The sequence below is a fragment of the Betaproteobacteria bacterium genome (assembly GCA_016713305.1).
Taxonomy (GTDB): Bacteria; Pseudomonadota; Gammaproteobacteria; order Burkholderiales.
In genome coordinates this window covers 216917-239820 of sequence record JADJPK010000007.1, presented here as the reverse complement: position 1 = coordinate 239820, position 22904 = coordinate 216917, and the positions used below count along the sequence as shown (strand labels likewise).

Here is a 22904-nt window from a genome sequence, read left to right as displayed (position 1 = left end):
GGTAAGTTAAGCGCCGGCAGGCAGTTCCGATCTGAGACGCGCCTCGAACTCGTCGAGTGTCATCGTCCCCAGGTTCTGACCACCCCGCGCACGAACTGCCACCAGACCCCCAGCGACCTCTTTTTCGCCGACGACGATCTGGTAGGGCAGCTTCCTCAAGCTATGTTCCCGAATCTTAAGGTTAATCGTCTCATTCCTCAAGTCGGTTTCGACGCGGAAGCCTGCGGCCCCCAGCCGCCCCCCCACTTGGGTGGCGTAACCCCGCTGGGCTTCCGAGATGTTCAGCACCACGGCCTGCACTGGCGAGAGCCACAGGGGCAGTGCCCCGGCGTAGTTCTCGATCAGGATGCCGATGAAACGCTCCAGTGACCCGAGAATGGCCCGATGCAGCATGACCGGCGTCTTGCGGGTGTTGTCCTCGTCGACGAACTCCGCGTCCAGACGGCCGGGCAGCTCGAAATCGAGCTGCAGGGTGCCGCATTGCCAGACCCGGCCGATGGAATCCTTGAGGGAAAACTCGATCTTGGGACCGTAGAACGCGCCTTCCCCTGGATTGAGTTCCCATTGGAGGCCCTTGGCATCCAGTGCGGAACTGAGCGCCGCCTCGGCGCGATCCCAGGTCTCGTCCGCGCCGATACGCTTCTCCGGACGGGTGGACAGCTTGATCAGGATCTCGTGGAAGCCGAAGTCCGCATAGATCCGCTGGAGCAGGTCGATGAAGCTGGCCGCCTCGTCCTGCACCTGGTCTTCACGGCAGAAGATGTGGGCATCGTCCTGGGTGAAGGCGCGGACCCGCATGATTCCGTGCAGGGCACCGGACGGCTCGTTGCGATGGCACGCACCGAATTCGGCCAGCCGCAGGGGAAGATCGCGGTAGCTGCGCAGCCCCTGATTGAAGATCTGCACATGGCCCGGGCAGTTCATCGGCTTCACGGCGTAGTCGCGGTTTTCCGACGACGTCGTGAACATGTGTTCCCGGTAGTTTTCCCAATGCCCGGAGCGTTCCCAGAGGGCGCGCGATCCATGACCATGGGCGTGCGGACTTCCCGGTAGCCGTTGGCCGCCAGCATCCGCCGCATGTATTGCTCCACCTGCTGCCAGAGCGTCCAGCCGTGGGGATGCCAGAAGACCATCCCGGGGGCTTCGTCCTGCACGTGGAAGAGATCGAGCTGGCGGCCGAGCTTGCGGTGATCCCGCTTTTCGGCTTCCTCCAGCATGTGCAGATAGGCATCCTGGTCGGCCTTGGATGCCCACGCGGTCCCGTAAATCCGCTGGAGCATCTCGTTCTTGGAGTCGCCGCGCCAGTAGGCGCCGGCAACCTTCATCAGCTTGAACACCTTCAGCTTGCCCGTCGACGGCACGTGCGGGCCGCGGCACAGGTCGATGAAGTCCCCCTCGCGGTAGAGGGAGATGTCCTCGTTCGACGGGATCGAGGCGATGATCTCCGCCTTGTAGTGCTCGCCGATGGACTTGAAGAAGGCCACCGCGTCGTCCCGTTTCCACACCTCGCGCTTCACGGCGTGGTCACGCCCGGCCAGCTCCGCCATCCGGTTCTCGATGACCGCGAGATCCTCGGGCGTGAAGGGCCGCTTGTACGAAAAGTCGTAGTAGAACCCGTTCTCGATCACCGGACCGATGGTCACCTGGGCATCGGGGAAGAGTTCCTTGACCGCGTAGGCCAGAAGATGCGCGGTGGAGTGACGGATGATCTCCAGACCTTCGGCATCCTTGCCCGTCACGATGGCGACCTGGCTGTCGTTCACCACCAGGAAGGAGAGGTCCACCAGTCGCCCGTCCACCTTGCCCGCGATCGCGGCCTTGGCGAGACCCGGTCCGATGGATGCCGCCACGTCGGCGACCGTCACCGGCCCCGGAAACTCCTTGGTCGCGCCGTCGGGCAATCGGATCGAAAGCATGTGTGCCGCGTCAGGTCAGTGTTGCGCAGTGGGGCCGACATGAACACGGGAGCCGGCAACCCGTGGCCGCTTCCGGCCGTCCGTGCCACCCGACTCCCGCATTTGTGATCTTTGGTAGGCGCGATTGGACTCGAACCAACGACCCCCACCATGTCAAGGTGGTGCTCTAACCAGCTGAGCTACGCGCCTAAAAGAGAGCGGAGTCTAGCCGAAACCGGCGGCACTTCCAAGGCCTGCGCCGCCGTCAGGGACAGGATTCCGGACTCCGGACAAACTTACCGCATGGTGAAGAGCTTGCCGAAATTGGCGATGTCCAGCACCTGCTTGACCGTGCCCTTGCAGTTCGCGAGAACCACCGACTTGGCGCTGGCATGCGCCTTTTCCTTGAGCATGAGGAGCATGCCCAGGGCGGAACTGTCCACATAGTCGACCTGGGCCATGTCGATCTCGAACTCCTTCACCTCCTTGGCCGACAGATGGGACTCGTAGGCCTCGCGGAAATGGCGGTGCGCGTTGAAATCGAACCGTCCGTTCAACCGGATGGTCGCCCTGTCGCCTGATTTCTGAACCTGCGTCTGCATGACTGCTCTCCTGAAACGACTGCAATGGCCCCCGAAGGTGGCCGCTAAACCCTGATCGTGCGCTCCGCGCCCAGGCGCAGCAGCACCCGGGACGCAATGTCGTCGAGGGGGACGACTTCGTCGACTCCGCCCAGCGCGATCGCCTCGCGGGGCATCCCGAAGACCACGCAGGAGGCCTCGTCCTGCGCAAACGTATAGGCTCCCCCCTGCTTCATTTCCAGCATGCCCGCCGCACCATCCTTGCCCATGCCCGTCAGGATCACGCCCATGGCATTGCGCCCCGCGACGTTCGCGGCCGACCGGAACAGTACGTCCACCGACGGCCGATGCCGGTTGACGGGAGGGGCCTGGGACAGTTCGGTCACATAGTTGGCGCCGCTCCGCGCGAGCAGCAGATGCGAGTGTCCCGGTGCAATGAAGGCGTGGCCCGGGAGTACCCGCTCGCCACCCTGGGCTTCGTGAACCTTGATCCGGCACAGGCCATCCAGGCGCTGGGCGAAGGACTTGGTGAAAGCCTCGGGCATGTGCTGGGCGATAAGAATCCCGGGGCAGTCGGCCGGCATCCGGGTCAGGAACGCCTTGATGGCTTCGGTTCCGCCCGTGCTCGCGCCAACGATGATGACCTTCTCCGTGGCCGCGACGCGTGACAGCGTGGCCGGCAGGACGACATCCGCGGAATTGGCGGGACCGGACTCCACCGGCACCGATTTGCGCACCCGCGCGTGGGAGGCCGCCCTCACCTTCTCCACGATCTCGCGCGCGGTCTCCTGCAATCCGTGCTGGATGTCGAACTTGGGCTTTGCCACGAAGTCGACGGCGCCGAGCTCGAGCGCCCGCAAGGTCACTTCGGAGCCGCGCGCGGTCAGCGAAGACACCATCACCACGGGCGTCGGCTTGAGGCGCATGAGACGCGACAGGAATTCCAGCCCGTCCATGCGCGGCATCTCGACGTCCAGCGTGATCACATCGGGCTCGGTGCTGCGAATGACTTCGCGTGCCACGATGGGGTCGGACGCCACCCCGACCACTTCGATGTCGGGCGCCGTCTCGAGCAGCTTCTTGAGCACCGAGCGGATCAGGGCCGAATCGTCCACCACCACGACCCTGATCTTCCGGTCTGCCGCCGGTGCTGCATGCATGGCCAGCGTCATGCGAACAACTCCACGTCTCCCGACACCCGGGTCGTCTTGAGACGCTTCGCGTAATCGGTCTCGCGCTCCACCAGGGTCTCGTTGCGCACGCTGCGCAGTTTCTTGATCAGCACCTTGCCGGTGCGCGGAAAGAAATAGACCTTGCGTGGATGCTCGTCCAGCAGGTCCTTGGCCAGCACGGGGATGCCTTCCATCGACAGATACCCCAGCACGAAGGACGCGTTGCGCTGGCCCACGTTCGTGACGGTCATGTTGCCCAGCACATTGCCTCCGCCGAACACTTTCGCGACCAGGTGCTTGCGCCGCGCCCCGAGCTTCACCAGTTCGTTGATCAGCAGTTCCATGGCATAGGTCCCGTAGCGGGCCGATGTCGAAGCTGGCGCGCCCGCCTCGACCGTCGACGTGTCGGGCAGCATGAAGTGATTGATGCCCCCGATGCCCAGATCGGCATCGCGGATGCACGCGGCCACGCAGGAGCCCAGCGTCGTCACGAGCACCATGTCGCGATCGGTGACGTAGAACTCGCCCGGCAGGACCTTGACTGCATGGCGGTCGAACGTCCGGTCGAAGTAGAGATTGGTCGCGAGGGATTCGAGCGCTGCATCAAACGACATTCGCCCCTCCCCCTTTCACCAGGTCGTAGACGGTCTTGCCTCGCAGATGAAAGACGTCCGACACGTGGAAGAGGCTCTCGGAGTGGCCCACGAACAGGAGCGCATCGGGATTCATGTGAGGGACGAAGCGTCTCAGGATCGAAGCCTGCGTCGCCTTGTCGAAGTAGATCATCACGTTCCGGCAGAACACCGCATCGAATTGTCCTTGCACGGGGAGCGGGCTGGACAGCAGATTGATCTGCTTGAACGACACCAGCTTGGCCAGTTCCGGGCGGACCTTGACGAGACCTTCCTGGGCACCCGTACCGCGCATGAAGAAGCGCTTCACCCGTTCTGCCGACAACCGTTCGATGCGCTCGGCCGGATAGACACCCGCCCGCGCCTTGGCCAGCACGTTCGTATCCAGGTCCGAAGCGAGAATGCTGACCGGAATGTTGAAGCTGCCGAACGCCTCCACCGCCGTCATCGCGAGCGAGTAGGGTTCCTCGCCCGTGGACGATGCGCAGCACCAGATGGACGGATTGCGTCCACGCAGGCTCTGCAGATGATTCGCGAGGATCGGGAAGTGATGCTCCTCGCGAAAGAACGATGTGAGGTTCGTGGTGAGCGCGTTCGTGAACGCCTCCCACTCCTCGTCGTCGCCGCCGCCGCGGAGATAGTCGATGTACTCGGAGAAGCGCTTCATGCCCCGCGCACGCAGCCGCCGGGCGAGACGGCTGTAGACCATGTCCGCCTTCACCGGCGACAGCGAGATGCCGGCACGCTTGTAGATGAGTGCGCGCACGGCCTCGAAGTCCGCGGGGGTGTATTCGAACTCGCGCGACGCGTCACGCGAGGCCGCGAACTGCGCGGCCAGCTGTTTCGGATCGACGGTGCCTGAGCGCGTTCCGGACTGGACGGTGGCCATCTAGGCCGCGGCCGCTTCGTCGACCAGCGCCATGTCCGAGGACAGCATCAGCCGTTCGATGTCCACGAGGATCAGCATGCGATCGTCGATCGCGCCGATGCCGGTGAGATAGCGCGTGTCGAAGCTGGACGAGAATTCCGGCGCCGGTTTGATCTGCTCCGACGTGAGGGTCATCACGTCCGAGACGCTGTCGACCACGATGCCGACGACGCGGCTGCCCACGTTGAGCACGATGACGACGGTGAACTGGTTGTAGTCGGCCTGGCCGACCCCGAATTTGATGCGAAGGTCCACGATGGGCACGATGACCCCCCGCAGGTTGATGACGCCCTTGATGAACGAGGGTGCGTTGGCAATGGTCGTCACGGCATCGTAACCCCGGATCTCCTGCACCTTCAGGATCTCGATCCCGTACTCCTCTTCCCCCAACCGGAACGTCAGGAATTCTCCGGCCGCCTGGGCTGCCTCGATCGATCCCTTGGCAAGACTGTCTTTCGTATCTGTTTTCATTGCGTTCCCTTTCCCGCGATCTGAACGGTGGCGTCCTTCGCCGATGCCTTGGCAGCGGCCATCACCCGGCTCTCCGGGGAGTTAGCGGCTTCGCCGCTGCCAACTTGACACTCCTCACCTGCGCTGCCCCGAAAGGCGGGTCGTCTCCGGGCAGCATGGGCTGCCGGCAGCGGCGCCTCCGAGGAAGAGACATCAAGCCGCCTGGACCGCGATGCGGTGCGTCGACGCCGCACGGCGGCGCTGCAGGGGACCCGTGTCCTGGCTCTCCTGTTCCAGCTTGAACGCCACCACCGCCTGCGACAGCATCTGCGCCTGTTCCTCCAGACTCTCCGCCGCCGCCGCCGCCTGCTCCACCAGCGCCGCATTCTGCTGCGTCACCTCGTCCATCTGCGTGATCGCCTGGTTCACCTGCTCGATCCCCGCACTCTGCTCCACCGACGCCGCCGTGATCTCCGCCATGATGTCCGTCACCCTCTTCACCGACACCACGATCTCTTCCATCGTCCTCCCCGCCTCGTCCACCAGCCGGCTCCCCGACTCCACCTTCCCCACCGAGTCCGAGATCAGTTCCTTGATCTCCTTCGCCGCCCCCGCACTCCTCTGCGCCAGGTTCCTCACCTCCGTCGCCACCACCGCAAATCCCCGTCCCTGCTCCCCAGCCCTCGCCGCCTCCACCGCCGCGTTCAGCGCCAGAATGTTCGTCTGGAATGCAATCCCGTCGATCACCGAGATGATGTCCGCAATCTTCTTGCTGCTCTCGCTGATCCCTCCCATCGTCTGCACCACTTCCCTCACCACATCCCCACCACGCTGCGCCACTTCCGACGCCCCCACCACCAACTGGTTCGCCTGACGCGCGTTGTCCGCGTTCTGCTTCACCGTCGACGTCAGCTCCTCCATCGAACTCGCCGTCTCCTCCAGACTCGACGCCTGCTCCTCCGTCCGACCAGACAGGTCCGTGTTCCCAGCCGCTATCTCCTTGGCGCTGGTGGTGATGACGTCCGAGGCATCCCGCATCCGGCCGACGACATCGGACATCGTATCCATGAGTCGGTTGACTCCCGCGCACAGGGTCTCGAACTCTCCCGACTTGCCTTGGCAATCGATGCGCAGGCTGAGGTCATCGTTCGCAGCCGCCGAGACGATCCGCATGACGTCCGCCACTGCGCGCTCGGTGGCCTGGGCCGCCTCCACCTGCTCCGTGATGATCTGGGCGAACTTCACGACCTTCACCGGCCTGCCCGACGCATCGAGAACCGGGTTGTAGGTCGCCTGAATCCACACCGTGCGGCCGCCCTTGCCCACGCGCTTGTACTTGCCCGAGTCGAACTCGCCACGACGCAGCTTTTCCCAGAACCTCCGGTAGTCATCGCTCTGCCGCTCGGCCGGCTCCACGAACATGGCGTGATGCTGGCCAGCGATCTCCCCCGGGGAGTAGCCCAGTGCATCGAGAAAATTGCGGTTCGCCGAGACGATACGGCCGTCGAGATCGAACTCGATGACGCCTTGCGACCGGTCGATCGCCTGCAGTTTGGCCGCCGCGTGTGCAGTGCGCTCCTGCTCCGCCGTGACATCGGTGGTGTACTTGACGATCTTGAGGACCCGGCCGCTCGAGTCCAGAACCGGGTTGTAGCTCGCCTGGATCCAGACTTCCCTGTCGCCGCTGCCGATACGCTTGAAGAGTCCCGCCCTGAACTCGCCCTTGCGCAGGCCTTCCCAGAACTGCGCGTAGTCCGGGCTCTGCGCATAGGACGGCTCGACGAACATGCGATGGTGCCGCCCCTGAATGTCCTCGAGCGGATAGCCCATGACCGAGAGAAAGTTGGAGTTCGCCTTCAGGACTTCGCCTTCCGGCGTGAATTCGATGACGGCCTGGGATCGACTCAGCGCCTCGAGGCGCGCCCACATCTCCCACACTTCGTCTGCATCGAAGCGCCGGCCTCCCGCTTCGATGGTTTTCTTCCTTGACCGACCGAACCAGCCGCCGCCACGGCCGTTACCGCCATCACTGCTGTTGCCCATGCCACCGCTCCTTCCACCGCTGCTGCCACTGCCACTGCCCATTGCATTCCCCTGACGGTTTATCGGTCTTGCCAACCCCTTGTCGGCAGGTGGCGGGGAATATTTACCCTGGAGATAGTGGGGCCGGGCGTCGCAGCGCCTGCGCCGGATTTCCGGGCAGGGCGGGACTCTCCGGTCGACGATCGATACGGTGCTCCCTGTCACCGAACGGGAACAAGACCACCGCCGATGCGATCAGAACTCTTGCCACTCGTCGGTCGCCGCATCTCCACCCACCACCTTCGCCGCCGGAGCACCCAGCGACTTCGGCTTGGCCGCCGGCTTCGCCCCTTTCGCTCCTTCCGCCTTCGGCAGCCGCGCCACGTTCTTCGCACGGTCCGGCCCGCGCCGCTCCGCCTTCCCGTCCCACCCCTCCGCCTCCTGTCCCAGCTTGAACACCGACACCGCCTGCGACAGCATCTGCGCCTGTTCCTCCAGACTCTCCGCCGCCGCCGCCGCCTGCTCCACCAGCGCCGCATTCTGCTGCGTCACCTCGTCCATCTGCGTGATCGCCTGGTTCACCTGCTCGATCCCCGCACTCTGCTCCACCGACGCCGCCGTGATCTCCGCCATGATGTCCGTCACCCTCTTCACCGACACCACGATCTCTTCCATCGTCCTCCCCGCCTCGTCCACCAGCCGGCTCCCCGACTCCACCTTCCCCACCGAGTCCGAGATCAGCTCCTTGATCTCCTTCGCCGCCCCTGCACTCCTCTGCGCCAGATTCCTCACCTCCGTCGCCACCACCGCAAACCCTCGTCCCTGCTCGCCTGCACGCGCCGCTTCCACCGCCGCGTTCAGCGCCAGGATGTTCGTCTGGAACGCAATCCCGTCGATCACCCCGATGATGTCCGCGATCTTCTTGCTGCTCTCGCTGATCCCCCCATCGTCTGCACCACTTCCCTCACCACATCCCCACCCCGCTGCGCCACTTCCGACGCCCCCACCACCAGCTGATTCGCCTGACGCGCGTTGTCCGCGTTCTGCTTCACCGTCGACGTCAGCTCCTCCATCGAGCTCGCCGTCTCCTCCAGACTCGACGCCTGCTCCTCCGTCCGCCCAGACAGGTCCGTGTTCCCAGCCGCTATCTCCTTCGACGCCGTCGTGATCGACTCCACAGACTCCCGGATCTGACCAATCACCTCCCGCAGACGCTCCGTCGACTGGTTCGCATCGTCTTGAAGCTGCCGGAACTGGCCCTGGAAATCCCCGGACACCGAATGGGACAGATCCGCCCGGGCGAGCTGCTGCAGCGCGCGCCCGACCTCCGTCACACCGCGATCGGCCGTCTCCATCAAGCGGTTCATCCCCTCGACCATCTGGCGATAGGTACCGTGATAGCGCCCGGTATCACCGCGCACCTGGAACTCGCCGCGCCCCGCCGCGTCCGCCAGCGTCTGAATCTCCCCGCTGATGTCGACCATGTTGCGCTTGGCGCGTGCCGCAGCTTCGGAGACGGCGCCCAGTTCGCCGGGAAGGGGAGTCATGTCGACATGGAAGTCACCGTGGGCGTACTTGTCCAGAACGGCGACCAGTTGCCGGGTCACTTCGATGTGCGTCTGGACCGCTGCGTTGGTGCGGGTTGCCATGTCACGGTACGCACCCTCGAATTCCTGAGGATCGAGCCGGTAGGCGATCATCCCTGCCTCGTGCTGACGGCCCAGTTCGATCTGTCCATCGACGTAACGCTGAACCGTCCGCTTCATCGCGGCCATGGAGTTCAGCATCGCGCCCAGTTCGTCTCGGGTATTGGCCGCAACGTCGAACTCCATGTCTCCACGGGACAACCGGTCGGCAGCATCGGCCGCCTTTGCGGCATTTCTCAGGATATCGTTGAGAACGACGCGCGCGAGGAATCCGGCGAACGCCATCAGCGCGAGCACGATTCCCGCAAGCAGGTTTCTCTTCCACGAAAGCTTCGCGACCCGGGCCTCGAGCAGGCCGTCCAATCCCGGGGCCACCGCGTCGTAGAAGGCGAAGTTCGTGGCGATCGCCCCATGGGCAGCTTCCGAATAGCGTGCCGGTGCCAGCTCCAGACGTTCCGCGCTCAGCAGATCCTTCTGAACCAGACCGAAGAACGTGTCGGTCGCCCGGGCAAGGTCGTCATGCTTCGCGCGCAGCCCCGCAAGCGTTCCGTTGTTTCCGACCGCCGTGTCGAGGGACGCCTGGATCGCTTCGCGAAAGCCGACCGCCACACCTGCCGTGGTCGAAAGCAGCGTCCGTTGTTCACCCGTCATCTTGCGGGCCGCCACGACTTCACCACCGCCGTCGCGCAGCAAGAGGAGCTTCTCCACCGCGTGCGGTATGCGCGCCACCGCGATATCCATCAGGTAGAACGAGTCCAGGTCCGGATCGAGAATGAGGTTCGACGTGTTGCCGACATGGTCCATGAGCGCTGCGACTGCCGTGGCCACCGGCTTGAGATCGGCAGATGCGTCCGCGGACACAACGCTGTCCCATTGCGTCTTGACGTTCTTCCACCGATCGCCGATGTCCAGCGTGCCCCCGAGTCTTTCGTGGACCGCATCCACGGCTGCGATGGCAGGCTTGACTGCCTCCCGGGCCGCGGGGTCACCCTGGGCCACGGCGATCTTCTCGAGGAGATGCCGCAGGGGCTTGTGGTATTCGATACCGAGCCTTTCCTTGGCCGAGAACGCGATGGACTCCTGCAGGGTGCTGAGCAGGAAGCCCAGTGCGGTGAGCATGGCGGCGGAGGCCACGACGCCGATCACCACGAATTTGGCTCGGAGGGAAAGCCTGTTCAAGAGGCGGGTCATGCGAAATCCTTTGTACGAAGAGGGGACAGCATCGGGGCCGCAACCCGATTCGTGAAGACAGTTCGGCCCTTCTTCGCGGCATTACGGCCGGTACCTCTGCGACTTTATGCAGGTACTGAGAAATTTCTCATACCCACTGCCGCAGGCGGCCTTTCCATCGGTCTGCCACCGGTTCGCGTTCCCGCGCGACAGAATGAAAGACGGCGGCTCTCTGTTCGAGGCCGCCGTTCGGGGCAATGCGCGTTCATCGTGCCTGGCGTGACTGCCGCGGAGGATCGCTCGTCACCGGAATATGCTTCTCCTCCGACTGCCGCACGGTTGGAGCATCAGAACTCTTCCCATTCCTCGTCCGATCCCGACCTCGCATTGACCACCCGGGATTTCGGCGCGCTGAGTGCGGCGGGTCTGGCGGGTTTGACCTTTTCGGCTTTGGGCAACCTCGCGACATTCGTGGAACGCTCCGGCCCACGCCGTTGCGCGCTCCCGTCCCGACCTTCCCCTTCCTGTCCCAGCTTGAACACCGACACCGCCTGCGACAGCATCTGCGCCTGTTCCTCCAGACTCTCCGCCGCCGCCGCCGCCTGCTCCACCAGCGCCGCATTCTGCTGCGTCACCTCGTCCATCTGCGTGATCGCCTGGTTCACCTGCTCGATCCCCGCACTCTGCTCCACCGACGCCGCCGTGATCTCCGCCATGATGTCCGTCACCCTCTTCACCGACACCACGATCTCTTCCATCGCCTCCCCGCCTCGTCCACCAGCCGGCTCCCTGATTCCACCTTCCCCACCGAGTCCGAGATCAGCTCCTTGATCTCCTTCGCCGCCCCTGCACTCCCTCTGCGCCAGATTCCTCACCTCCGTCGCCACCACCGCAAACCCTCGTCCCTGTTCCCCTGCCCTCGCCGCTTCCACCGCCGCGTTCAGCGCCAGAATGTTCGTCTGGAACGCAATCCCGTCGATCACCGAGATGATGTCCGCAATCTTCTTGCTGCTCTCGCTGATCCCTCCCATCGTCTGCACCACTTCCTCACCACATCCCCACCACGCTGCGCCACTTCCGACGCCCCCCACCACCAACTGGTTCGCCTGACGCGCGTTGTCCGCGTTCTGCTTCACCGTCGACGTCAGCTCCTCCATCGAACTCGCCGTCTCCTCCAGACTCGACGCCTGCTCCTCCGTCCGCCCAGACAGGTCCGTGTTCCCAGCCGCTATCTCCTTCGACGCCGTCGTGATCGACTCCACCGAATCGCGGATCTGGCTCACGACTTCGCCGAGCCGATCCATCGAGACGTTGGTGTCCTCCTGGAGACTGGCGAAGCGTCCCTCGAACGCGCCATCGACACGCTTGGTGAGATCGCCCCCGGCGAGGCCGTCGAGCACCGTCGCGACGCCCGCAAGATTGGTATCGCAGGACTGCATGATCTGGTTGAGCCCCTCGGCCATCTGCCGCAGGAAGCCCTGTTTGTCGTCGAGAGGTACCAGGCGGGAGAAGTCTCCCCCTGCAGCGGCCTGCACCGAACTCTGGATCTCCCGTTCCGCACGTCGCTGGTCCGTGCGGTCCGACCATTCTCCGACGCTGCCCAGACGCACTCCGTTCGCGTCCATGATCGGTGTCGTGGTGATCTCGAAATCCCGGCCGCCGATGACCATGTCCGTACGGACGAGACCGCTGAGACTGGCCAGGCGGGCCAACGCCGCCTTCGGATCGTCGTAGAACACGCCGACGCTCTTGCCCACGAGTGTCTCGGCGGAGAAATCGGGGTGCTTCCGGCGCATCTCGGGCTCGATCTGCTTGAGCGTCCGGCGCATCGCCTCGTTGATGTACAGCAGCGTGCCCTCGTTGTCCGCGATGCGGACCGGCGTGGCGGAACCATCGAGCGCGACCTTCACCCTGAGGGCCTCTCGTGAAACGCGCTGATCGGCTTCGATGCGCTCGAGGAGCTTCACCCGCATGTCGTTCAATGCCGTCAGCAGGGACCCCACTTCGTCTCGGCTGTCGCTTTCCACCTCGTGATTGAGATTGCCGCCGGCGATCTCTTCCGCCGCCGCCACGGCCTTGCCCAGAGGCTTGACGATCACCTGCCGGATGGCGAAGAACAGTGCCAGGCCCAGCAGGACGAGTCCGGCGCCCGCCACCATGAAGACACGGTTGCGAAGCATCGAGGCGCTCCGGGAGAACTCGTCCGAGTAGCTGCCCACCCCGACCACCCAGTTCCACGACTTCACGGGCCCGTACACGACGATCTTGTCGCGCGGCGCCTTGTCGCCCAGTTCCGGATTGAACCAGGGATAGTGGATGACGCCTTCGCGCTTCTCCACGATCTCCTTGATGAATTCGTGGCCATTCGCATCCTTGGCCGCAAGCAGGCTCAGGCCTTCCTTGGCCGGATGGATCGTCGCAAAACCGTAGTGCGGTCCGGGCGATGCATCCAGCGCATAGATGTAGCCGGTCTCGCCGACCTTCACGCTGCGGATGCGCTTCTTCACCGCGGCCAGTTCGTCACTGATGTCGAGTCCCACGAACAAGGCGCCTGCAATGCGGCCGTCAGCCGACTTGAGCGGCTCGTAGCGGGTGACGTACTCGCGGCCGAACAGTTCGGCATGGCCACGGAAGGACTGCCCGGCCGACAGCGCGGCGTAGGCAGGGCTGTTGCGGTCCAGCGGCGTTCCGGAAACCCGGTTGCCTTCCTTGTCGCGCAGGGAGGTCGCCACCCGCACGAAGTCCTGGCCGTCGTGAACGAAGAGCGTTGCGACGGCGTGGGTCGTGTCGCGGAGCGTATCCAGATTGCGGTGTTCTCCGTTCAGCACCCGCCCGCCATTGACCAATGCGGGGACGGACCGGCCGCCCACGGCCGCTGGATGACGCAAGTCCGCCGAGAAGCTGCCGGAATATTGGGATCTGATCACCGACATGAGGTGCTCTGCCTCGGTGTCCAGGCGCTCGCCATAGTTGGAGAGCAGATCGACCGTCATGTTGAGTTCGATCTTGAGGCGCTCGAGCGCCCCCTCGTCCATGGCATCGCGCGCCGAATTCCCGATCAGCCACGCGAGCGATCCCATGACCACGCCCACGGCGATGACGGCCACGCCCGTCAGCTTGAACCCGACACCTGCATTGCTCAGTTTCTGGAACAACTTCAATTTGCATTCCTTGTAGTTTGCGTCTTGACGAACGGGATGACCCTGCGCCCCACGTTCGTACTTGACCATTCACGGATGCTGGAGACCGGACTTGAGGGCTTTGTGCTACGTCAGAACCGGCCATGCAGCCGGGCGGATGGAAGTCGGATCGTCGCCCTTTGCAGGGAATGCACGACACGCGAGAAGGGCCCGGATTGCGGGGGCAGGCCGCCCCCGCCCGACATGCGCCGGAAGTCCGGTACCGGACTTCCCGGCTCCGGAAACGGCGATGCCGGACAGTGTCCGGCATCGCGGGTCGGGCGGTTGCAGCAGGTTTACAGGGTGTGCTCCGCCCTGGGCATCAGAACTCTTGCCACTCGTCGGTCGCCGCATCTCCACCCACCACCTTCGCCGCCGGAGCACCCAGCGACTTCGGCTTGGCCGCCGGCTTCGCCCCTTTCGCTCCTTCCGCTTTCGGCAGCCGCGCCACGTTCTTCGCACGGTCCGGCCCGCGCCGCTCCGCCTTCCCGTCCCACCCCTCCGCCTCCTGTCCCAGCTTGAACACCGACACCGCCTGCGACAGCATCTGCGCCTGTTCCTCCAGACTCTCCGCCGCCGCCGCCGCCTGCTCCACCAGCGCCGCATTCTGCTGCGTCACCTCGTCCATCTGCGTGATCGCCTGGTTCACCTGCTCGATCCCCGCACTCTGCTCCACCGACGCCGCCGTGATCTCCGCCATGATGTCCGTCACCCTCTTCACCGACACCACGATCTCTTCCATCGTCCTCCCCGCCTCGTCCACCAGCCGGCTCCCGACTCCACCTTCCCCACCGAGTCCGAGATCAGCTCCCTGATCTCCTTCGCCGCCCCCGCACTCCTCTGCGCCAGATTCCTCACCTCCGTCGCCACCACCGCAAACCTCGTCCCTGTTCCCCTGCCCTCGCCGCTTCCACCGCCGCGTTCAGCGCCAGAATGTTCGTCTGGAACGCAATCCCGTCGATCACCGAGATGATGTCCGCAATCTTCTTGCTGCTCTCGCTGATCCCTCCCATCGTCTGCACCACTTCCCTCACCACATCCCCACCACGCACCGCAACGTCCGAGGCACCGATCGCCAACTGGTTCGCCTGACGCGCGTTCTCCGCGTTCTGCTTCACCGTCGACGTCAACTCCTCCATCGAGCTCGCCGTCTCCTCCAGACTCGACGCCTGCTCCTCCGTCCGCCCAGACAGGTCCGTGTTCCCAGCCGCTATCTCCTTCGACGCCGTCGTGATCGACTCCACAGACTCCCGGATCTGACCAATCACCTCCCGCAGACGCTCGTTCGTCGCGTTGGAATCCGCCTGCAGCTCCGCGAACTGCCCGTCGAAGTCTCCGGTGACCTTCTGCGTGAGATCGCCGGAGGCAACGGCTCTCGACACCCGGCCCACCTCGCCGATGCCGCTTTCCGAGACACCCACGATCCGGTTGAGTCCCTGCGCCATCTGCAGGAAGAAACCGCTCTTTCCGTCTTCGGGAACCCGCTGCGAATAGTCACCGGATGCTGCCGCCGACACGACGCGACCGATCTCTTCTTCGACCCGTACTTCCATGGTCCGGTCGTTCCACTCCACGACCGTTCCGATGCGCCTGCCTTCGCCATCCACGATGGGATTGGCGGTAAGCGCGAAGGTGAGCGGTCCCACCTTGATCTGCGTGCGGTGCGTCGTCTGCAGCGCGGCGAGCAGGTTGCGCTGGTGGGAAGGATTCCGATGGAACGCATCGAAGTTGGCGCCCAGGGCTGCGTTCACGCTGAACCCGGGCAGTTGCGTCCTGAGCTCCGCTTCGTTGCGGCCGAGCATCTCCGTGACGGACTTGTTCATGAACACGATCTTGCCGTCCGTGTCGGCCACCATCACGTTGGTGCTGGCGCTGTCCAGTGCCTGGCGAATGCGTTCGTTCACCGTCGCACGCTGCTGCGCTTCCGCGAGATCGCTGCGCACCTTGCCGAACAGATCCCGGAAGGCGCTCACGACCTCACCGAGCTCATCCCGGCGGTCGCTGTCCACCTCCAGTTCGGTGTTCCCAGCCGTGATCTCGCGCATCTGACCGGCCAGCCGCACAATGGGCGGTACGATGTTCCGGTACAGGAAGAATCCGATGACGACCGCCAGGACCGCCACCACCCCACCGATCGCGATCACGACCGTGCGCTTGTGGCCGTAGTCGGCTACAGCCGCGCTGTAATTCTCCTGTGCGACCCGCAGTTGCAGTTCCACCAGGTCACTGATCTTTCCGCCTACCGGATCGACCGTGGCATAGAGCGGACCATCGAAGGCACCGAGCGCTCCCTTGAGCGATCCGGTCTTGCCTTGGAGGAACTTCTCCAGTTCAAGCACCGAGGCATCGGCCACCGCCATGGTCGCGTTCACTTCCCCGGCCAGCTTCTTCTCGTCGGGAGTCATGAACGTCGCAGCGTACTGTCCCCATTCCCGCTTGATGTCGGTCTGGGCGGTATCGACAGCCTTGAGGGTTTCCTCGGCACTGGCAAGACCGGCGTTGGCCTTGTTCACGGCGTCGATCACGCTGACGGCGTAGGCATCCGCGACATGCTTCAGCTGTTTCAGGGGAACCACCCGGTCCTCGTAGACCGTCCGCAATCCTTCCTTTGCGCTGAACATGCCCTGCAAGCCCAGCACCCCGATCGCGCTCATGCCCGCAAGCATGACCAGCCCTGCCACTGCAAACCGCACTTTGATACTCAGTGCTTTCATCGACGTTGCCCTCTCATGACGTTCGTCGCTTCGACGTGTGCCGGGTGGCCGCACCGTGTCGGTGCCGTCTCCCGGTTCCAGACCCCGGCTGCTATGACACCGCTCAAGCGGCTTCCTGATACTCCTTCTTCGAAGTGGCCTTGCGCACGATGTGAGCGACATCCAGGATCATCGCGACCCTGCCGTCTCCCATGATCGTGGCGGCGGAGATCCCCGGCACCTTGCGGTAGTTGCTCTCCAGACTCTTGATGACCACCTGGTGCTGCCCCACCAGTTCGTCGACGAACATCGCTGCTCTTGCCCCGTCGGATTCAATGATGACAGTGATGCCGCGGTGGAATTCCCGGATCTTCGGCGTGACACCCATCTCGTCGTGCAGCCTCACGACAGGGAGGTAATCGCCCCTTACCTGCATGACGAGTCCGGAGCCCGCGATGGTCCGGATGTCGGTCTGTTGCGGCTGCAGGGACTCCACGATGAATCCCAGCGGCACGATGTACAGCGAATCTCCCACGGCCACCGAGATGCCATCGAGAATGGCCAGCGTGAGCGGCAGCCGGATCGACACCGTGCAGCCCTTGCCCAGCTGGCTCGCGATGTCGACACGTCCGCCGAGTGCCATGATGTTCCGGCGCACGACGTCCATGCCGACACCGCGGCCGGAGATGTCCGTGACCTGTTCGGCCGTGGAAAAGCCCGCCTCGAAGATGAGCCCGAAAACCTCGGCATCGCTCATCGAATCGTCCACCGGCATGCCGCGCGACCGGGCCTTGGCGAGAATCTTCTCCCGGTCGAGCCCCCTGCCGTCGTCGGCCACTTCGATGACGATGTTGCCGCCCTGATGGAAGGCCCGCAGCGTGATGGTCCCCTTGGCCGGCTTGCCGGCGGCCTCGCGGTCGGCTGCGCTCTCCAGCCCGTGGTCCAGGCTGTTGCGCACCAGATGGGTCAGGGGGTCCGCGATCTTCTCGATCACGCCCTTGTCCAGTTCCGTCTGCTCGCCTACCAGCTTGAGATCGACGTTCTTGCCGAGCTTGCCCGCGATGTCGCGCACCAGCCGCGGAAAGCGGCTGAACACGAAGGCGATCGGGAGCATGCGGATGGACATCACCGCCTCCTGCAGATCGCGGGAGTTGCGCTCCAGCTGTGCGATGCCATTCACGAGCGTGTCGTCCACCGCCAGGTCGGCACGCATCACGGCCTGGGCGAGCATCGATTGGGTGATCACCAGCTCGCCCACCAGATTGATGAGCTGGTCGACCTTTTCCACGCTCACGCGGATCGAGGTGTCGCCACTGGCGGCCGCTGCGGCCGCCTTGTCCGTCGCGCGTCGACCCGCCGGTGCGTCGGACTTGCCCGAGGCATCGGTGGCCCGGCGCGCGGGAGTGGCCGCGTTCGAAGACGCCGGTTCCGCTTGCGTCGACGTGCCCGGCTCGCCCGGCGCACCGTCGAAGAAACCGAAAGGCTGGTTTCGCTCCGCGGAATCCCCGGCCTGCGACGCGGTGCCCGGTGCATTGTCGAAGAAGCCGAAACCGGCCTCCTGGACGGGTGCGCCGGCGGCATCGTCGAAGAAGCCGAAACCTTCTTCCTTCGGCGGAGCGCCTGCCGCTTCCTCGAAGAAGCCGAAGCCCTCATCACCCGCCTGCGCCACACCGGGGATATCCGCGCCTGCTTCCACTTCGTCCAGTTCCAGCCGCGAGGGCGACAGGACGAAATCGAACAGATCCACCAGTTCGGCACGCTCCGCAGTGGTGTCGAGGACCAGTTCCCAGCGTGCATCCGGTTCAGTACGCCCGGGCGCGGGCTGTTCAACCACATGCAGAGTGCCCAGGGCCCTCAGCTCGGCGAGGAGATTGGCGAGCGCCTGATCGGAGCTCACGTTGGCGTGGGGAAACCGGATCACGAAACGGCGTGCTTCGCGCGGCCGGGCGACGGCGCCCGAAGACCGTACTGGCTCGGCGCTCGGTGCTTCCCCGGACGACAGCGCTTCCAGGCGCCCTCGCACTTCCTGCTCGATCGCACCGTCGGCCTCACCCCCGTTCTGGTGCGCCTCCAGCATGGACTTGATCACATCGTTCGACTCGAGCAGCGCATCCACCATGGCGGCGGTCAGCTTCAGCTCCTGCTTGCGCAGCCTGTCGAGGAGCGTCTCCGCGACGTGGGTGAAATCCGCCATGTCGGCAAACCCGAACGTGCCGGCCCCGCCCTTGATGGAGTGCGCCGCGCGGAAGATCGCGTTGAGATCTTCCAGACCCGGTTCGACGAGGTCGAGCCGGAGAAGGACCTCCTCGATGGTCGCGATGTGCTCCTTGGCCTCGTCGAAGAACACCTGCGTGAACTGCCCCATGTCGAAGCTCATGACTTCGCGCTCCCGGGCGTCAGCCGATGACCTTCTTGACGACCTCCAGCAGCCGGGGCGGATCGAAGGGCTTCACCAGCCAGCCCGTCGCACCCGCGGCACGGCCCTTCGCCTTCATGTCATCCGACGATTCCGTGGTGAGAATGAGGATGGGTGCCGACTTGTACTGGGGCATGGCGCGCAGATTCTTCACCAGGGTGAGTCCATCCATGCGGGGCATGTTCTGGTCGGTGAGCACGAGGTTCACCTGCTTGGACTTGGCCTTGTCGAGACCATCCTGGCCGTCGACCGCCTCCACTACGTCGTAGCCCGCGCTCTTGAGCGTGAAAGCGACCATATTGCGGATCGACGGAGAGTCGTCCACGGCGAGAATCGTCTTTGACATCTATCAATCTCCCGACTTGCGAGTAAGGTTCAAAACAGTTCCACGGCCCCGGTATCCATGCCTTGCTGCCGTACCGGAGTGCGCTCGGCGGCCGCCTGCGCTCTTGTGAGCCGCTGATCGAATTCGGCGAGCAGGGAACCCGCCTGGGAAGCAAAGCTGTCGTCGGCCAGAGCGCCGCCGACCTGCGTGATGTGCGCCAGCAGTTCGCGGATCGCCTCGTTCTGGTGACGGGCGTGGCCGATCAGCTGGGTGGTGAGATCCTGGAACTGAAGGTTCGTGACCGCGGCGTTGACCGTGTGCTCCAGTTCGCCGGCGATGCGGGAGACTTCCGCGGCCGAGTCGTTCATCGCCATGTTGGCGTCGCCCAGCTCGTTCAGCGCCGTCTCGACATTGGACTTGGCGCCGAGTGCAGACACCATGTCCTGCGACGCCATGGCGTTGATGCGTTCGTCGGCACGCTGGATCTCCACCTCGATGCCCTTCATCTGATCCAGGATCTGCCGGCTGAAGGTCGCGGTGCGGCCGGAGAGCGTCCTCACTTCGTCGGCGACCACGGCGAATCCGCGCCCTGCCTCGCCCGCGCGGGCGGCCTCGATGGCCGCGTTGAGCGCGAGAAGATTCGTCTGCTTGGCGATGGAGTCGATCTCGTCCAGGAAGCCCGTGACATCCTTCACCCGGCTCTCGATGTTTTCCATCTGCTCGACCAGTTCCATGCCCGAGCGGCTGCCTTCCACCAGCCGGTCGACGTACTGCTGGAGCGTGCTGGAAGCCTCTGCAACGAATCCGTGGAACCGCGCGCGCATCTCGTCGCTGTTGGCCGCCGCCAGGGTGAGTTCCTGCTGGCGCTTGGCCTGGGCCGTGATGTCGCTGAAGCTCTTGATGAGGTCCGGGATGGCATCCGACACCAGCCCGTCGATCCTGCGCAACTCGTCATCGGACCCTTCGAGCAGACGTGTCGTGGCCGTCCCCATCCTGGCAAGCGCATCGCCGAGCGGGACGTTGCCGGAGTCCCGATGCTCCTCGGAACGCGACGAATGGGCATCCAACGGCGTTCGGAACGCGTGCCACACCCAGGGTGCGGCAGTGCCGGCCGCCGCGACGATCACCGCCGCGAAGGGACTGAAATTGAGCAGAAACCACGCTGCCGTGAGGGCCGCCCCCACGCACGCCGTCCCTACGAGTATCGGCCGAGGCCTCCGCGGTACCGAATGGTTCGTCGAGTTCATGTATCCAGTTTGTTCTGTGGCGTTCGCACGACGAACCGCCCCGGCGCATCCGGGGGTGTTCTCGCGGTCGTGCGAGTCTCTTAACGGAAACAGGGAAATGAACTTGAGACGGCGCAGAACGGCGGACTCCTCACATTCCGGCCGGAAATCCATGGCGAAAGCAATGAGAAGGTCAGGCCCGAAACGCGTCCATGAACTCCGGTCGGCCGCCGCGTTGCTTGAGGGGACGACCGGCGGCCCGCAGAGGAAGGCTCGCGGACGCACCATCTCGGCACGCAGCGAAACCCTCGGCATTTCTGCCGGGGGACAATCGGGAACGGAACGACCGACGAGGCCCGGACCCGCGCCCCGTGGGCGCGGCCCGGTTCAGCAGCGCCTGACGGCCGTGACGCCCGGCACCTCGCGCAGGAGCGAGACGACCCGCTGCAGCTGAAGTTCGTCGGAGACTTCCACCGTCAGGCGGACCCGTTCGCTCGCACCCCGGCCCGACGTCCGGGCAGCGCGCACCGTGACCCTCTCCTTTCCGAGCACGTCGACCACCGTACGCAGCAGTCCCTCGGCCGATCCGGTCACCTCCACATCGGTCTGGAACCTGGCATCGCGGGGCGTTGCGCCCCATTGCGCCTCGAGCCGCCGTTCGGCCGGGAGTTGCTTCACGTTGGGGCAATCCTGGCGGTGGATGGACACGCCCTTGCCCTTGGTGACGAAACCCACGATGGCATCCGGGGGAAGCGGACGGCAGCAGCGTGCGAGCTGGGTGAGGAGACGGTCGATGCCCACCACGAGAATTCCGCCGGGACGTGCCGCATTCGCGTTCTCCCCCACGAACGAGGGAGGAAGCGCGGCCGGCTCGGCCGGCGGTTCGGCGGACCGGCCGCGCAGCGCGGTCTGCAAGGTCCGCTGACCGATCTCCCCTCGGCCCAGCGCTGCGAGCAGATCGTCCGGCTTGGCATGGCCCAGGGCCGTGGCAAGACTGTCCAGCGGCGGCATGGCCACACCGACGCGGTGGGCCTCGCGCTCCAGCATCTGCCGGCCCTGCGCGATGGACTGCTCGAGGTTCTGGTTGTTGAACCACTGGCGCACCTTGGCGCGTGCGCGTCCGCTCGCGAGGAACCCCCGTGCCGGGTTGAGCCAGTCCATGCTGGGCCCCCCCTCGGCCGTGGCGATGATCTCCACCCGGTCGCCGTTCGCGAGGCGATGCGTGAGCGGCACGATCTGGCCATTCACCTTCGCGCCCCGGCATCGATGCCCGAGACCCGAATGGACGTAGTACGCGAAATCCACCGGAGTCGAGCCCGACGGCAGGGCGATCACCTGCCCCTGCGGCGTGATCACGTAGACGCTGTCCTGCAGCAGTTCGGCACGGAACTCCTGGGCCAGCTCCTCGCTGTCCGCGCTGCCCAGACGCCAGTCGAGGACCTGCCGCAGCCACGCGATATGGCGGCCGTAACCGGAGTCGGCACGATGGCCGCCTTCCTTGTAGCGCCAGTGTGCGGCGACGCCCAGTTCGTTCGCCTGATGCATCTCGTGCGTACGGATCTGCACTTCCAGCACCTTCTCTTCCGGCCCGATCACGGCCGTGTGCAGCGAGCGGTAGTTGTTGGCCTTGGGGCGCGCGATGTAATCGTCGAACTCCCGCGGAATGGGCGCCCAGAGGTGATGGACCAGGCCCAGCGCCGCGTAGCAGTCCTTCACGTCGTCCACCAGGATGCGCACGCCACGCACGTCGAAGAGGTCCTGGAAGCCCAGATCCTTGCGCTGCATCTTCTTCCAGATGCTGTAGATGTGCTTGGGACGTCCGCTCACGTCCGCACGCAGGCCGGCGCCTGCCAGTTCGCGTCTGAGCAGCGCCGTCACGTCCGCGATGAAGCGCTCGCGGTCGGCGCGCTTCTCGTCCAGCTGCGATGCGATCTTCTTGTAGCCGTCGGGATCCCGTGCGCGAAACGCGAGATCCTCCATCTCCCACTTCACCTGCCAGATGCCAAGCCGGTTGGCGAGCGGCGCCAGGAGTTCGAAGGTCTCGTGGGCGGCGTCCGCCCGCTGCTTCGCATCGCCGTCGCGCACGAGGCGGCGCAGGTTCACGAGGTGGAACGCCAGATGGAGCACGACCACGCGTCCGTCCTGCGCCATGGCCAGCACCATCTTGCGCAGCCGCTCCACCTGCGCGGCCTGGTCCGGCGACCGCCGCTTGGCGCTTTCCTCCGGCAGCAGAGCGTGCAGATCGCGCATGCGCCGCGCGCCCTCGACCAGACTCCACACGTCGTTCTTGCGGCCGTCGATCAGGCGTTCGACCGTCTGCGCATCCGACCCGACCCCCAGGAACAGCGCTGCCAGCAGCGAGTCCGCATCGAGCTTGAGGTAGGCCAGGACATCCGCCGCCTCCAGTGCCATGTGCCAGGGGTCACCGTCGCTCTGCCCCACCGCATCGATGACATCGGTGAGCACGCCCTCGTCTCCAGGCTGAAGGCGGGCGCCATCGGCGCGCCATTGCGCGACGAGAGCCGACGGCTGGGTGACTTCCTGTGGAACCGACTTGAACACGGGGCGG

General features: G+C 65.0%; 9 protein-coding genes, 1 tRNA gene and 10 pseudogenes. All 20 read right to left on the bottom strand.

What is annotated here, in order from left to right; genetic code table 11:
• Nucleotides 1–6: 6 nt before the first annotated feature.
• Nucleotides 7–1916: pseudogene (thrS, locus tag IPK20_09190) on the bottom strand (threonine--tRNA ligase).
• Between the two features lie 112 nt (nt 1917–2028).
• Nucleotides 2029–2105, bottom strand: a tRNA-Val gene (locus tag IPK20_09185).
• An 86-nt stretch (nt 2106–2191) separates the two neighbouring features.
• Nucleotides 2192–2497: an STAS domain-containing protein gene (locus tag IPK20_09180; protein MBK8016862.1), complete on the bottom strand. Its 306-nt coding sequence runs from the start codon at nt 2495–2497 to the stop codon at nt 2192–2194.
• Nucleotides 2498–2541: 44 nt separating this feature from the next.
• The gene (locus IPK20_09175; protein ID MBK8016861.1) at nt 2542–3636 is read right to left on the bottom strand and encodes a chemotaxis response regulator protein-glutamate methylesterase; all 1095 of its coding nucleotides are present in this window, start codon (nt 3634–3636) and stop codon (nt 2542–2544) included.
• 8 nt (nt 3637–3644) lie between these two features.
• Entirely contained in the window at nt 3645–4262 is a 618-nt protein-coding gene (gene cheD / locus IPK20_09170) for a chemoreceptor glutamine deamidase CheD (GenBank protein ID MBK8016860.1), read from the bottom strand.
• Nucleotides 4252–5169, bottom strand: a complete 918-nt coding sequence (locus tag IPK20_09165) for a chemotaxis protein CheR (protein MBK8016859.1) — start codon at nt 5167–5169, stop codon at nt 4252–4254. Before IPK20_09165 ends, cheD begins: the two co-directional genes overlap by 11 nt.
• A complete protein-coding gene (locus IPK20_09160) occupies nt 5170–5679 on the bottom strand; it encodes a chemotaxis protein CheW (protein ID MBK8016858.1) in 510 nt (169 codons plus the stop codon). It abuts the gene before it with no gap.
• A gap of 192 nt (nt 5680–5871) precedes the next feature.
• Complete coding sequence (locus IPK20_09155; GenBank protein MBK8016857.1) at nt 5872–7587, bottom strand: PAS domain-containing protein; 1716 nt, start codon at nt 7585–7587, stop codon at nt 5872–5874.
• Nucleotides 7588–7935: 348 nt separating this feature from the next.
• Nucleotides 7936–8897, bottom strand: a pseudogene (locus IPK20_09150) (methyl-accepting chemotaxis protein).
• A gap of 264 nt (nt 8898–9161) precedes the next feature.
• A pseudogene (locus IPK20_09145) lies at nt 9162–10517 on the bottom strand (HAMP domain-containing protein).
• A 326-nt stretch (nt 10518–10843) separates the two neighbouring features.
• A pseudogene (locus tag IPK20_09140) lies at nt 10844–12469 on the bottom strand (hypothetical protein).
• A pseudogene (locus IPK20_09135) lies at nt 12455–12676 on the bottom strand (HAMP domain-containing protein). The pseudogenes IPK20_09140 and IPK20_09135 overlap by 15 nt, the downstream one beginning before the upstream one ends.
• Nucleotides 12665–13726: pseudogene (locus IPK20_09130) on the bottom strand (Cache 3/Cache 2 fusion domain-containing protein). The pseudogenes IPK20_09135 and IPK20_09130 overlap by 12 nt, the downstream one beginning before the upstream one ends.
• A 271-nt stretch (nt 13727–13997) precedes the next feature.
• Nucleotides 13998–15057, bottom strand: a pseudogene (locus tag IPK20_09125) (methyl-accepting chemotaxis protein).
• Nucleotides 15058–15234: 177 nt separating this feature from the next.
• Nucleotides 15235–15720 (bottom strand): annotated as a pseudogene (locus tag IPK20_09120) (PAS domain-containing protein).
• 120 nt (nt 15721–15840) lie between these two features.
• A pseudogene (locus IPK20_09115) lies at nt 15841–16551 on the bottom strand (MCP four helix bundle domain-containing protein).
• The gene (locus tag IPK20_09110; GenBank protein ID MBK8016856.1) at nt 16493–18745 is read right to left on the bottom strand and encodes a chemotaxis protein CheW; all 2253 of its coding nucleotides are present in this window, start codon (nt 18743–18745) and stop codon (nt 16493–16495) included. Before IPK20_09110 ends, IPK20_09115 begins: the two are co-directional and overlap by 59 nt.
• Nucleotides 18746–18764: 19 nt before the next feature.
• A complete protein-coding gene (locus IPK20_09105; GenBank protein MBK8016855.1) occupies nt 18765–19130 on the bottom strand; it encodes a response regulator in 366 nt (121 codons plus the stop codon).
• A gap of 515 nt (nt 19131–19645) precedes the next feature.
• Nucleotides 19646–19783 (bottom strand): annotated as a pseudogene (locus tag IPK20_09100) (chemotaxis protein).
• A gap of 939 nt (nt 19784–20722) precedes the next feature.
• Nucleotides 20723–22897, bottom strand: a complete 2175-nt coding sequence (locus IPK20_09095) for a bifunctional (p)ppGpp synthetase/guanosine-3',5'-bis(diphosphate) 3'-pyrophosphohydrolase (protein MBK8016854.1) — start codon at nt 22895–22897, stop codon at nt 20723–20725.
• Nucleotides 22898–22904: the final 7 nt, after the last annotated feature.

Coding starts and splice junctions, on each gene's coding strand:
- IPK20_09155 (MBK8016857.1), bottom strand. CDS start 7,587: ATGTGGGCGCGCCTCGAGGCGCTGAGTCGATCCCAGGCCGTCATCGAA.
- cheD (MBK8016860.1), bottom strand. CDS start 4,262: ATGTCGTTTGATGCAGCGCTCGAATCCCTCGCGACCAATCTCTACTTC.
- IPK20_09180 (MBK8016862.1), bottom strand. CDS start 2,497: ATGCAGACGCAGGTTCAGAAATCAGGCGACAGGGCGACCATCCGGTTG.
- IPK20_09105 (MBK8016855.1), bottom strand. CDS start 19,130: ATGTCAAAGACGATTCTCGCCGTGGACGACTCTCCGTCGATCCGCAAT.
- IPK20_09165 (MBK8016859.1), bottom strand. CDS start 5,169: ATGGCCACCGTCCAGTCCGGAACGCGCTCAGGCACCGTCGATCCGAAA.
- IPK20_09110 (MBK8016856.1), bottom strand. CDS start 18,745: ATGAGCTTCGACATGGGGCAGTTCACGCAGGTGTTCTTCGACGAGGCC.
- IPK20_09160 (MBK8016858.1), bottom strand. CDS start 5,679: ATGAAAACAGATACGAAAGACAGTCTTGCCAAGGGATCGATCGAGGCA.
- IPK20_09175 (MBK8016861.1), bottom strand. CDS start 3,636: ATGCATGCAGCACCGGCGGCAGACCGGAAGATCAGGGTCGTGGTGGTG.